Annotated in this window: 9 protein-coding genes and 2 rRNA genes (1 of these 11 only partly in view); all 11 read right to left on the reverse strand. The window is 58.8% G+C overall.

The window, feature by feature from the left end; all coding sequences use genetic code 11:
• Positions 1–749: ribosomal RNA gene (locus E5334_RS00010) — 23S ribosomal RNA — on the reverse strand; it reaches 2,229 nt to the left of the window's first position.
• Between the two features lie 348 nt (positions 750–1,097).
• Positions 1,098–2,609, reverse strand: a 16S ribosomal RNA gene (locus E5334_RS00015).
• The 16S and 23S rRNA genes sit together here, the layout of an rRNA operon.
• Before the next feature lie 373 nt (positions 2,610–2,982).
• Positions 2,983–4,374 carry a phosphohexomutase domain-containing protein gene (locus tag E5334_RS00020; protein ID WP_136011578.1) on the reverse strand — a complete coding sequence of 464 codons (1,392 nt, stop codon included), beginning with the start codon at positions 4,372–4,374 and terminating at the stop codon, positions 2,983–2,985.
• Between the two features lie 71 nt (positions 4,375–4,445).
• On the reverse strand, positions 4,446–5,339 hold the full coding sequence (locus tag E5334_RS00025) for a UTP--glucose-1-phosphate uridylyltransferase (RefSeq protein ID WP_136011579.1): 894 nt from the start codon (positions 5,337–5,339) through the stop codon (positions 4,446–4,448).
• 251 nt (positions 5,340–5,590) lie between these two features.
• Complete coding sequence (locus E5334_RS00030) at positions 5,591–6,604, reverse strand: hypothetical protein (protein WP_136011580.1); 1,014 nt, start codon at positions 6,602–6,604, stop codon at positions 5,591–5,593.
• Positions 6,605–6,652: 48 nt separating this feature from the next.
• On the reverse strand, positions 6,653–7,081 hold the full coding sequence (locus E5334_RS00035; RefSeq protein WP_136011581.1) for a metal-dependent transcriptional regulator: 429 nt from the start codon (positions 7,079–7,081) through the stop codon (positions 6,653–6,655).
• Between the two features lie 36 nt (positions 7,082–7,117).
• Positions 7,118–8,389 carry a UDP-N-acetylglucosamine 1-carboxyvinyltransferase gene (gene murA / locus E5334_RS00040; RefSeq protein WP_136011582.1) on the reverse strand — a complete coding sequence of 424 codons (1,272 nt, stop codon included), beginning with the start codon at positions 8,387–8,389 and terminating at the stop codon, positions 7,118–7,120.
• A gap of 286 nt (positions 8,390–8,675) precedes the next feature.
• Positions 8,676–9,110 (reverse strand): ATP synthase F1 subunit epsilon, encoded by a 435-nt coding sequence (gene atpC / locus E5334_RS00045; RefSeq protein WP_136011583.1) that lies wholly within the window; start codon positions 9,108–9,110, stop codon positions 8,676–8,678.
• Positions 9,111–9,116: 6 nt separating this feature from the next.
• Positions 9,117–10,601, reverse strand: a complete 1,485-nt coding sequence (gene atpD / locus E5334_RS00050; RefSeq protein WP_136011584.1) for a F0F1 ATP synthase subunit beta — start codon at positions 10,599–10,601, stop codon at positions 9,117–9,119.
• Positions 10,601–11,527: an ATP synthase F1 subunit gamma gene (atpG, locus tag E5334_RS00055; protein WP_136011585.1), complete on the reverse strand. Its 927-nt coding sequence runs from the start codon at positions 11,525–11,527 to the stop codon at positions 10,601–10,603. The genes atpD and atpG overlap by 1 nt, the downstream gene beginning before the upstream one ends.
• A gap of 4 nt (positions 11,528–11,531) precedes the next feature.
• The gene (gene atpA, locus E5334_RS00060; protein WP_369945822.1) at positions 11,532–13,151 is read right to left on the reverse strand and encodes a F0F1 ATP synthase subunit alpha; all 1,620 of its coding nucleotides are present in this window, start codon (positions 13,149–13,151) and stop codon (positions 11,532–11,534) included.
• Between the last annotated feature and the right edge of the window lie 74 nt (positions 13,152–13,225).

The raw sequence follows: 13,225 nt of genomic DNA on the forward strand, positions 1-13,225 counted from the left end.
GCGACTTATACGCCCACTTCGGACTCGCTTTCGCTACGGCTCGCTTATCAGAGCTTAACCTCGCCACATACCGCAACTCGCTGGCTCATTCTACAAAAGGCACGCCGTCACACCAATTAAGGTGCTCCGACTGCTTGTAAGCGCACGGTTTCAGGTACTATTTCACTCCCCTCCCGGGGTGCTTTTCACCTTTCCCTCACGGTACTGGTTCGCTATCGGTCACAGGAGAGTATTTAGGCTTGGAGGGTGGTCCCCCCAGATTCCCACCGGGTTTCACGTGTCCGGCAGTACTCAGGTACCACAACGCGCAGCCGGATCGGTTTTGTCTACGGGGCTCTAACCCTGTTTCGCAGGCCTTCCCAGACCTTTCGACTACCGCTCCGGTTTCTTACTGCGCACAAGACCGGCAGATCCTGTACGTGTGGCCCTACAACACCGACGGCGCGAACCCTGCCGGGCATAGACGCACGTCGGTTTGGCCTCATCCCCGTTCGCTCGCCACTACTAGGGGAATCTCTGTTGATTTCTCTTCCTCCGCCTACTTAGATGTTTCAGTTCAGCGGGTTATCCCCCTTGCCTCTATGGGTTCAAAGCAAGGGTGACAGACCATCACGTCTGTCGGGTTTGCCCATTGGGAGATCCACGGGTCGAAGGCTATGTGCGCCTCACCGTGGCTTATCGCAGCTTGTCACGTCCTTCATCGGCTTCCTGTGCCAAGGCATCCACCGTACGCTCTTAACATCTTGTCTTTGTCTTCATAGCTTTGCTAATAACAAACAAAGACACCTTAGATATATAAGGTGCAGTGTTGCTGGTATACATACATGCTGTGCCATCTTCCGAGTTGAGACAGAGATGGCACGCGATCAGATGCTTATATCTCAGACTGTGTCTGAGACACACAAATGTGTTTTGACGCTATGCGGCTTTCAAGGTACGCGAGGCGATTAACCTCGAGGACCGGATGCCGTAGCTTGCCTTCTTTTGTAGGAGGAAAAGCGAGAGTCACAGAAAGAGGCGATCGGTTGCCGGTAAGGCAAGGAACTAAAAAATCAAAGATAAGCGATGTCTTTTAGAAAGACCGTGTGTCTCCCTAGAAAGGAGGTGATCCAGCCGCACCTTCCGGTACGGCTACCTTGTTACGACTTCACCCCCCTTACCCTCCACACCTTCGGCGCCTCCCTCACGAGGTTAGGCCGGCGACTTCGGGTGCAGACGACTCGGGTGGTGTGACGGGCGGTGTGTACAAGGCCCGGGAACGCATTCACCGCGGCGTGCTGATCCGCGATTACTAGCAACTCCGACTTCACGGAGGCGGGTTGCAGCCTCCGATCCGAACTGGGGCCGGCTTTAAGGGATTTGCTCCTGCTCGCGCAGTGGCGTGCCCGTTGTGCCGGCCATTGTAGCACGTGTGCAGCCCAGGACATAAGGGGCATGATGACTTGACGTCGTCCCCACCTTCCTCCGGCTTGACGCCGGCGGTCCCGCGTGAGTGCCCAACCAAATGATGGCAACACGCAGCAGGGGTTGCGCTCGTTGCGGGACTTAACCCAACATCTCACGACACGAGCTGACGACAGCCATGCACCACCTGTGGCGGCTCCTTTCGGCCACGGCGTCTCCGCCGCTTCACCGTCATGTCAAGCCCTGGTAAGGTTCTTCGCGTTGCTTCGAATTAAGCCACATGCTCCGCTGCTTGTGCGGGCCCCCGTCAATTCCTTTGAGTTTTAGCCTTGCGGCCGTACTCCCCAGGCGGGACGCTTAATGCGTTAGCTGCGGCACGGAGCGACATCGCCCCACACCTAGCGTCCATCGTTTACGGCTAGGACTACCAGGGTATCTAATCCTGTTTGCTCCCCTAGCTTTCGCGCCTCAGCGTCAGTGATGGCCCAGAAGGCCGCCTTCGCCACCGGTGTTCTTCCCGATATCTGCGCATTCCACCGCTACACCGGGAATTCCGCCTTCCCCTACCACACTCAAGCCAGCCGGTATCGGGAGCGAGACGGGGTTGAGCCCCGAAATTTGACTCCCGACCTAACTGGCCGCCTACGCGCGCTTTACGCCCAATGAATCCGGATAACGCTCGCCCCCTACGTATTACCGCGGCTGCTGGCACGTAGTTAGCCGGGGCTTCTTCTGCAGGTACCGTCACCTTGCGGCCTCGTCCCTGCTGAAAGCGGTTTACAACCCGAAGGCCGTCATCCCGCACGCGGCGTCGCTGCGTCAGGCTTTCGCCCATTGCGCAAGATTCCCCACTGCTGCCTCCCGTAGGAGTCTGGGCCGTGTCTCAGTCCCAATCTGGCCGGTCGGTCTCTCAACCCGGCTACCCATAGAAGCCTTGGTGGGCCGTTACCCCGCCAACTAGCTAACAGGCCGCGGGCCCATCCCTCTCCGCCAGAGCTTTCCCAACGCTTCCATGCGAAAGCGTCGGAGTATCCGGTATTATCCCCGGTTTCCCGAGGCTATCCCGATGAGAGGGGCAGGTTGCCCACGTGTTACTCAGCCGTTCGCCACTATCCACACCTCCGAAGAGGTGCTTCTCGTTCGACTTGCATGTGTTAGGCGCGCCGCCAGCGTTCATCCTGAGCCAGGATCGAACTCTCCGTTCAAACTATGTCAAGATGCAGAGAACCGCATCTTTAACCAGTCAAAAAATGGTGAGCCTTACCTTATGACTCCGGCTAATAAACGCCGATCAACTTTTGGATCCATTAGGTCTTCTTTGCTACTCGCACTGGTTTATAAGAAAACGAGGTTAAGTAATAAAGAACCACTAAATGGTCTGTCATTCTTTCTGTGACCCTTTTCTCACTTCTCTTTCTTGTAGGAAAGGGGCCACGGTATCCGGTTCTCAAGGTTCGCCGCACCGCCTGTGGTCTGTGCCACCGCGGCGCGAGAAAGAACTATACGCGAGGGAGAGGGTGAGCCTAGCGAGAAGTTTGCACTTCACATTTCCTTCATAACTTGCAACAGACCTTACTATTAAAGCTGCTTAAGAAGCTGTTTGGCACCATCGAGCAGATTGTCCCTCTCGGCCTTTGTAGGACCTTCGGCATAAATACGTACAAGAGGCTCAGAGAGCGAGGGCTTTACCAAAAGCCAAGAATCATCTTGATACTGGACTCGCAACCCATCAGCATGGCTCACAGACACAGGCTCTTTGCCTACCCCTTCTAATACAGGGTTTACTCCCGGCAAGAGATTGCGCAACACAGCATATTTGCCAGGATCCATCCGCAGCTCTTTAGAGCCGAACTCCATCTTGCCCACCTGGGCACAAAACTCATCTACCAGCAAAGAGAGCGGCTTTTTCTCGGCAGCAATGTATTCCATGAGCAAAAGCATGGTCACGAATGCATTGCGCTCCCTATCAAACGTAGGAACGCAAATGCCGCCTAGGCCGTCGCTGGCGGTAAGCACGTTGCCTCGGCGGATCTCATCGAAGGGCCAAGTGGGGCCAGAAGCGACGGCCACCACCTCGCAACCTAGGCGATCGGCCAGACGGCGAGTCATGGCAGAGGAGAACCGGGGCACCACAATGCGGCCGGAGAGGCCTCGATGCTTGACCAGATGCTCCAAGAGCAATCCATGGGCTTGAGGGGCAGACACCAGCTGGCCGCGCTCGTCCACCAGAATGGAGCGGTTCGAAGGTCCGTCAATGGCAACCCCAAAGCTGGATCGGGTTTGCCCGATAAGATATTCCAGGTCATCAACCCAAGGCTCCACCACCTCAGGATGAAGGCCGCCAAAGTTGGCATCGGCTGCACTATGGATCTCCATTGCGTCCACGCCAAAAGAGCGCAGCAGCGGGGCGGCGATTCCTCGTGCGGTGCCAAAAAGAGGGTCGACCACCGCAGTGAGATGGGCGTCGCGCACTAAGGACACATCGATGATCGACGACATGGTCGCCAAAAACGGCGAGACGAAGTCCTGCACTTCGAAGGACACGTCGGGAACGTCTACTTCGGCAGAGACCAGGTCTTCTATATGAGCGGCATCCTCTGAGGAGATGGCTGAAGAATCTGCATTGCGCACGCGCACGCCTAGATAATCGGCGCTACGGTGGTCTGCCGTGAGCATGAGGGCGCCAATGGCTTCGGGGTCTTCGCGCACCGCTTCATTCAAGGCTGGCATGGGGCAGGGGCCGTCGGACACCACGGTCCTAAGTCCCCAAGCTGCCTGGGCTTTTGCAGCAATGGCAGCATAGGAGCCCGCATTCTGGCGGGTGTCAAACCCTATATAGACAGTGCCTTTTGGATTTTGCTCATACCAAAAGGCCGCGACGGCATCGGCAATGCGAGCGACATTGGGCTCGCAGAAATCCTCGTCCAGCCGCGAATACCAGCCATCATTGGTGAACCGCAAGTAGGACATGAGAGATCCTCTGGTCTTTTATAATCGCCGCGGTCTCCCGAGCCTGGGGCCCGGGAGAACATCGGGACAAACTAGAGCTCCTGAGAACCCAGCGCCTCCAAGAACATGGAGCAAATGGCAGGGTCCTTAAGAGCCATACGGGCATTGGTGCCGGCCCAGGCAGCCGGCGTTCCGGTATCGCAGCCGTCTTTGGGATCCACCACTAGGGCAAAGAGCTCTTCGTCGTCGAGCAGGCGCACCAAGGCGTCAGTGAGCTGGATCTCTCCGCCGGCACCAGGGGTTTGGGTGGTCAACAGCTCCATCACGCGGGGAGTGAGCAGATAGCGACCCACAATAAAGAGATCGGTGGGGGCATCTTCCGGAGCAGGCTTCTCTACCAGCTCAGAGATCTTGAGTACTGCACCAGGCTCGTTCTCACCGCGAGCCACCCCGTCAGGAGAAGCGACGAGCTGGCCGCCCACGATACCGTAGCGGCTTACATCCTCATGAGGAACAGGGGCCACTGCGATGACCGAAGCGCCGTTGTGAGCCCGAGACACTGCCTCCATGGCCACGCACATCTCGCGATTAGGCACAAAGTAGTCACCCAAAAGGACAAAGAAGGGCTGGTCGTCGATCTTGTCGGCAGCGCAAAGCACCGCATGGCCCAAGCCCAGGGGCTCGTCCTGGTAGACGAAGGACACAGGCAGCTCGCCGGTCTCGCGCACCAGGTTGGCGTCGGCCTCTTTGCCCACTTCGCGCAAGTGGCCCTCTAGCTCGGGCATAGGGCTAAAGTACTCCTCGATCTGGGGTTTCTCGTGGGAGTTGACGATAACCACGCCGTCAACTGCCGCAGGCTCAAGTGCCTCTTCTACTACATATTGAATTACCGGCTTATTGAGAACTGGAAGCAGCTCTTTGGGAGTAGCCTTGGTAGCAGGCAAAAAACGAGTGCCCAAACCAGCAGCGGGGATAACAGCCTTCATGAAACCTTCCTTTAGCCTGCAGCCCTTGAGGCCGCAGGGACGCACAGAGCACGTACGTCCAAACGCGCTGGCACGGTCTTAAAAGACGCGCCAACTGAGTGGATGCGTAAGGTCAAGCACAGGAGTCGCAGAGCAACAGCTGGATTCGACCAACCTTGATGTTACCTGTATCTGCCCGGTCTCCAAATCGTTACATACAAATGACAGGGCCATGAAAACCTCCAAAGGCCCTTAAATTATGCATCTGAATGTCAGCGCTGGTCCTCTGGCCTGTCGACCTGTTGCTGCGCCAGCACCAGTCGCGAGACCAACGACAGTTTCGCCGGACCGATGAGCCCTACCGCAGTGGTGGCAGCATCGAACATCAGGTGGTCAGCTGCCCCCGTTTCCAGAAGGGCCGCAGACAGCATATAGGCCGCGCCTTGGGAGCCGTCGCCTCTAAAGAGCCCCTGGCAGCGCACCAGGTCTTCTGCCGTCTGCATCGAGAATCCCCACGCCGCCACCGACCGGGAGGCGAGGGACTCCACCAGGCGGGCATAGTCGGGCCTCTGGGCTGTTGGAGGCATGCCGAGAAGGGCGAACCCCCGCTCGTCGGTCTGTGGGGTGAGCTGGGGCGCCACTCCGGAAGCGGTGGGGTCAAAGCAGCAGATGACTGCAGGAAGGTGGGTGCGTTTCTCGGCAAGGGCATCCAGAAGCGTGCAGGCGAGATCCAGCGAGGGCGCCTGTTCGAGCAGCAAGCCTTGAGCCCCACCGTCGCAGACGCCTTCCAGCAGGCGCAGAGTTCCGGTGAAGGCAGCTATGGGATCGGCGGTGTCCCATCGATCCAGGTTAGCCACGCCCAAGCAGTAGGGCGCAGAACGGCGACTGGCCAGCTCCATAGCCCGAAGCCCAAGGTCATAGAGCTGACGAGCGGCGCCGTCGGCCAAAAGGTCTGCAACCGGGGTGCGCGTGTTGGCCAGGATCGCCTCGATGCCCGAAGCCGCCTCGAGCTCTTGGAAAGCCGCTACCTGCTCGGGCTCGTAGAGCGACCAGAGAGCAGAAGGCATAGTGGGATCGAGCTTGGACAGCGCAGAGGTGAGGTCTGAGGAAAGCGTGAGCGCCGCCCCTTGGCCGCGGAGGCGGGATTCTAGCTCACGAGCTGCGGCCACCTGGGCATCTTGAGAAGCCTCGTCGAGGTCTGAGGGTGAGGAAGCGTGCAAAAGCTCTGCAACGGTAGGCTCAGCCTGAGGCATGAGATCGTCGTGCCCCGAAGACGGGTAATCCATGGCAATCCTTCCGATACAGATAAGAGACGCAATAGGTTCGCTTGATGACTAGACCGTATCTACCGCAATTCCAGCCTTCTCTAGGTAATGAACCCAACGATTCATAGTGTCATCAGATAATGCGTGCTCCATGCGGCAGGCTTCTTCATCGGCCACCTGAGGATCCACACCCAGCTCGGTCTCTAAAAATGTGCGGAGCGCCCTATGGGAACGCCACAAACGCCGAGCGTAGGCGGCGCCATCGTTGGTGAGCGTGACGCGCCCGTAACGATGCTGCTCCACATAGCCGTTCTCTTTAAGGGTTGACAGCGCCTTGTTCACACTGGCTTTTGAGACTCCCAAAAGCTCCGCTACATCTACCGAGCGCACCGCCTCTGACTGCTCGCGCAAAGCGATGCGCCAAATGGCTTCCAGATAATCCTCGTTGGCCATAGACAGATGGCTGGCCGGCACCGTGTCCTTCTCGGACTCCGACATGGGTCATCCCTCCTCTAAAAATGGCAGTCGTCGCACTTAGAGCTCGTCGGGCGCTGCGATGCGCTCCACATGAGCGCCCAGCGACTGGAGCTTCTCCACGAAGGACTCGTAGCCGCGGTCGATATGATGGATGGCCGACACCGTGGTATAGCCGTCTGCCACCAGACCCGCCATCACCAGCGCGGCACCGCCGCGGAGATCGGGAGAGGTCACAGGCGCTCCCGAGAAGCCCTCCACCCCATGCACGATAGCATGATGCCCCTCGATGCGGATGTCGGCTCCCATGCGGTTGAGCTCGGCTGCCAGCATGAAGCGGTTCTCAAACACATTCTCTGTGATGATGGAGTCTCCTGCGGCAGTGGCGAGAAGTGTCATGGTCTGGGCCTGCATGTCGGTAGGAAAGCCGGGGTAAGGCAGCGTCTGGATGTCCGTAGGTTTGATGGGGCCGGTGCGCCACACGGTGACGCCATCCGCCTCGCGCTCGACGGTAAGACCCATAAGCTCGTACTTCTTGAGCACGAGACCCAGATGCTGGGGGTCGAACCCGCGCACGGTCACCGGCTCGCCCACCAGGCCGCCCATGGCGATGAAGGTACCTGCCTCGATGCGGTCGCCCACCACCCGATGGCTCACGGGATGCAGCTCAGGCACGCCCTCGATCTCGATGAGCGGGGTGCCGGCGCCAGAGATCTTGGCGCCCATCTCGTTGAGCATGTTGGCCAAGTCTACGATCTCAGGCTCGCGAGCAGCATTGTCGATGGTGGTGACGCCTTGGGCGTGGACCGAGGCCATCAGCAGGTTCTCTGTAGCGCCCACCGAGGGAAACTCCAGCGTCACCAGCGTTCCCACGATGCCATTGGGCGCACTGGCGTGGATATTGCCGTGATCTACCACAAAGTTCACACCCAGCGCCTCAAGGCCCAACATATGCATATCGATCTTGCGGGCGCCGATGTTGCAGCCACCAGGCATAGCCACCACGGCCTTGCCAAAGCGGGCCAGAAGCGGTCCCAACACCGCCGTGGATGCGCGCATCTTGGCCACCAGATGATAGGGAGTGACCCAGGTATTGACGTCTGTGGTGTCGATTAGCAGATCATGCGGCCCTTTGACCTCGACCTTTGCACCTAGCTCCTCCAGCACCTGCGCCATGATGTGCACGTCCGAGATGTTGGGGACATTGGTGAGCTCGTTGATGCCGGGCGCCATGAGCGTGGCTGCCATGAGCTTGAGCGCCGAGTTTTTTGCGCCCTCCACCCTGACTTCGCCGGTAATAGGGTAGCCACCCTCAATCTGAATAACCTCCACGGCATTCCTCCAATTTTCTAGCCGAGAAACCCACCCATCCCTACAAGGGAGCCCCTAGGCGGCCCGGCCCTCTGTTTTCCGGCTTCTAGTATGGAAGACACCAACCCCAAAGTGCACCGGCTTTAACTTCCTACACCGCAGGCGCACATAGCGAAAAACAAGGGGCGGTGGCCCAGGGCGCAAGAGGTAAAAAGGGCGACCTTGACGGTCGCCCTTTTTTATAGATCTAGGCAGCAGGCAGGTGGCTGCCGTCAAGCTGCAGCTTCCAAAATTGTAGGGACCACCCTTAGGCTTTCTGCCCGCTCCAGCGGTCATTCTCGGCAAGCAAAAGATCACACCAGGCAATCTTTGAGTCGAAGTAAGCGCGGCGGGAATCTCCCTCTGGAATGCGGCTCAGTTCCTCTTGGGCTTCTTGTCGAGTCTTTTCCACCACAGAAGGCTCAATGTCGTCGATGTTGCGCGCATGGTCGGCCAGAAGGATGACCTCGGTGCCGGTGATCTCTGCATAGCCGCCGGAAATCACGATGTAGTTTACGGTCTCGCCCTTCTCGTCAGGCTCATGCTCGATGCGCACCACGCCATCGCCCAGAGCACAGATCTCTTGGGCATGACCGGGCAAGACGCCCAGCTCGCCAGAGCGAGTGACCAAGATCACCGCATTGGCTTCGCCTTCTTTCATGAGTTTGTCGGGGCGAACGATCTGATAGGTGAGGTGAGCCATAGGGCCTTACGCCTCCCCTTCCTTCTGCAGCCGCTCATAACGGCGGCGCACATCGTCGATGTCGCCAGCGAAACGGAAGCACTGCTCGGGAATGTCGTCGCACTCGCCGTCCACGATGGCGGCAAAGGAGCGCACCGTGTCGGCCACCTTGATGTAGACGCCGGGGTTGCCAGTGAACTGCTCTGCCACGTGGAAGGACTGAGAAAGGAACTGTTGGATCTTACGAGCGCGTTGCACAGTCTTGCGCTGATCGTCAGAGAGCTCGTCCATACCCAGGATGGCGATGATGTCCTGAAGGTCGGTGTAGGCCTGAAGGGCCTCCTGCACTGCCATGGCCACGCGATAGTGCTCGTCGCCCACCACCGTGGCATCCAGCGCGTCCGAAGAAGACGCCAAAGGATCGATGGCCGGGTAAATGCCAAGGTCAGAGATGGAACGGGACAGAACCGTAGTGGAATCCAGGTGCGTGAAGGTGGTAGCAGGCGCCGGGTCGGTCAGGTCGTCTGCGGGCACATAGACTGCCTGCACCGAGGTGATTGAGCCTTCCTTGGTGGAGGCGATGCGCTCCTGGAGGTCGCCCATCTCGGTAGCCAGGGTAGGCTGATAGCCCACTGCGGAAGGCATGCGGCCGAGAAGTGCCGAAACCTCAGAGCCCGCCTGAGAGAAGCGGAAGATGTTGTCGATGAAGAGCAGCACGTCCTGGCCCTGATCGCGGAAGTACTCGGCCTCGGTCAGACCGGCCAGAGCGACGCGCAGACGGGCTCCGGGCGGCTCGTTCATCTGACCGTAGACCAGGCAGGTGCGGTTGATAACCCCAGACTCTGTCATCTCGTGGTAAAGGTCGGTACCCTCGCGGGTACGCTCGCCTACACCGGTAAACACCGAGGTACCGCCGTGCTCCATGGCCAGGTTGTTGATAAGCTCCTGAATGAGCACCGTCTTGCCTACGCCGGCGCCACCAAACAGACCGGTTTTGCCGCCGCGGATGTAGGGCTCCAGCAGGTCGATGGCCTTGATGCCGGTTTCGAAGATCTCCACCGAGGTGGTGAGGTCGTCGAAGCGAGGCGCTGGGTGATGGATGGGATAGTATTGCACGTTCTTAGGCATGCCCTTGCCGTCCACAGGCTCGCCCAGCACGTTCCAGACGCGGCCCAAAGTGGACTCGCCTACAGGCATCTGCATGGGCTTGCCGGTATCCACCACATGCAGGCCGCGCTGCAAACCGTCGGTGGAGGTCATGGCGACGGTGCGTACAATGCCGCCAGGCAGCTGGGACTCCACCTCAAGCTCGGTCTTGATGTGGCCAAAAGGAGTCACTGCATCTACCTTGAGGGCGGTATAGATAGCGGGCATGTGGTCCTCGAATTTGACGTCGACCACAGGGCCTACGATACGGACAATGATGCCCTCGTCGAGGTCGCTCTGATTGTTGACCGAGGCTTTGAGAACGCTGTCGAGGTCCAGCGACGCGAGCTTGGTCTTCTCTGCCATTACTTCTCCTCCAATGCTGCGGCGCCGCCGACAATCTCATTGATCTCGGTGGTGATAGAGCTCTGACGGATGCGATTGTACTCACGGCTCAAGGTGGTCACGATCTCATCGGCATTCTCGGTAGCTGCCTGCATGGCACGACGGCGCGCGCCATGCTCGGCCGCTGCGGAGTCGATGAGTGCGTGATAAATCACCGTGCGGATATAGCTGGGGATGAGATATCCCAGCACTTGAGCGGGCGAGGGGTCGAACTCGAAGTCCTGCGCAGCCTCAGAGTTGGCAGCAGGGTTCAAGCTTGACAACGCCTCATGCTCGCGAGGGGCATTGGGCAAGCGCAGGGTGTCACGGGTTACGGGGAGCAATTCCTCGGTAACCAGCCTTTGCTCAACACGGCTGCGCGCATGCTGATAGGTAATCTCGACGCGATCCAAATGCTCGGAAGTAAAGCCATCCATCACATAACTGGCGATCTGGTTGGCTTCCACCAGCGTAGGATCTGCCGAGATGCCCTGGAAAGACAAGATGGGCTTGCGACCGCGCGCGGTGAAGTACTCCGTAGGCTTGGTGCCGCAACAGACGAGCTCTGTTTGCACGCCCTTGGACTCCCACTCGACGATACGGCGCTCAACGTCACGTTCCACCTGCACGTTGAAGCCGCCAGCCAAGCCGCGATCAGAAGCCACCACAATGATGAGCACGCGATTAACTGCAGGATGCTCCTTAAGCAAAGGTTGCTCTTCGCTGCTGCCCGCAGCGGCGACGTTGACCAGCATGGTGGTCATGGCGTCCTTGTAGGGGGCGCCGTCTGCTGCACGCTTGAGGGCACGCATGATCTTGGTAGTAGACACCATTTCCATGGTGTGAGTGATCTGCCGAGTGCTCGACACCGTGCGTATGCGTCGTTTGATGTCGCGAAGGTTCGCCATGATTCTATGCTTCCTCAGCCACCGAGGCGGCGGAGTCTTCCACCGTGGTCACGGCGCCAGCCGACTCGATTGCGTCTTCTGCTAGCTCTTCTTGGGTCTTCTTGCTCTGGGCAGCGCGCGTGCTGGCCAAGAACTGTTTCTTGAAGGTGCGGCAGGCGCCCTTGAGCTCTTCGGCTGTCTCGTCGGAGATGCGCCCCTGACGGAGCTTCTCACGCAGAGCCACGCGACTGGTCTTGAGGTAATCCACAAACTGATCGCGGAAGGGGATCACCTGGTTTACCGGAAGATCGTCGAGGAAATTGTTGTTGCCTGCGAATATGACGGCTACCTGATCCACCACGTCGATGGCCGAGAAACGCTTCTGCCTAAGCAGCTCGGTCATGCGGGCGCCGCGGTTGAGCTGATAGCGGGTGGAGCGGTCGAGGTCGCTGCCAAACTGTGCAAAGCTCTGAAGCTCGGCGTAGCTTGCCAGGTCCAGACGGAGGTTGCCGGCCACCTGCTTCATGGCCTTGATCTGAGCGTCTCCACCTACGCGGGACACCGAGATGCCCACGTCCACTGCAGGGCGCTGGCCCTGCAAGAACAGGTTGGACTGCAGATAGATCTGACCGTCGGTAATGGAGATGACGTTGGTAGGAATGTAAGCGGACACATCGCCTTCCTGCGTCTCAATGATGGGCAGCGCAGTAAGCGAGCCGTAGCCATGGGCCTCATCCAACTTACAGGCGCGCTCCAACAGACGAGAGTGCAGGTAGAAAATATCGCCGGGATACGCCTCGCGTCCAGGGGGACGATGCAACGTCAGAGACATCTGGCGATAGGCCACTGCCTGTTTGGACAGGTCGTCGTAGACCACTAGCACGGCACGGCCAGGATTGTCCTGGTTAGCAGGCTTGCCGTCCTCACCGGTATACATGAAGTATTCGCCAATGGCAGCGCCTGCCATGGGGGCGATGTATTGAAGCGGTGCAGAATCTGAGGCGGTGGCAGCCACAATGATGGTCTTATCCATCACACCATGCTGCTCGAGCGTCTGGCGGATAGTGGCTACTGTGGAAGCCTTCTGGCCAATGGCTACATAGATGCAAATCATGTCGCTCTTGGCTTGGTTGATGATCGTGTCGATGGCGATTGCCGTCTTGCCGGTCTTGCGGTCGCCAATGATAAGCTCACGCTGACCGCGGCCTACAGGGATCATGGCATCGATAGCCATAAGGCCTGTCTGCACAGGCTCGCAGACAGGAGTACGAGCCATAATGCCAGGGGCCTTGAACTCGATGGGACGACGAGCCACGGTTTCCATAGGGCCAGCGCCATCAATAGCCTCGCCCAGAGGATTAACCACACGCCCTAGCATCGCAGGACCCACGGGGATGTCCATAACGCGACCGGTGGTACGGCACTCGTCACCCTCGCGAATAACCTCCACATTGCCAAAGAGCACCGCGCCAACCTCGTCGCGGTCCAGATTTTGGGCCAAGCCGTACACATGCTCGCCGGTCATAGCGCTCGTGAAATCCAGCAACTCGCCAGCCATAGCGCTCTTAAGACCGCTCACGCGGGCAACACCGTCGCCAATCTCGATCACTCGGGAAACATCCTGAGTATCGATGGCGGCCTTCATGGCGTCGAGCTTGACGCGCAGGATGTTGGCTATGGTGTCGGCGTTGATAGCGCCATCTGGCGCAACCTTGGTCG

Source organism: Muricaecibacterium torontonense (assembly GCF_004793925.1).
GTDB classification, from domain to species: domain Bacteria; phylum Actinomycetota; class Coriobacteriia; order Coriobacteriales; family Atopobiaceae; genus Leptogranulimonas; species Leptogranulimonas caecicola.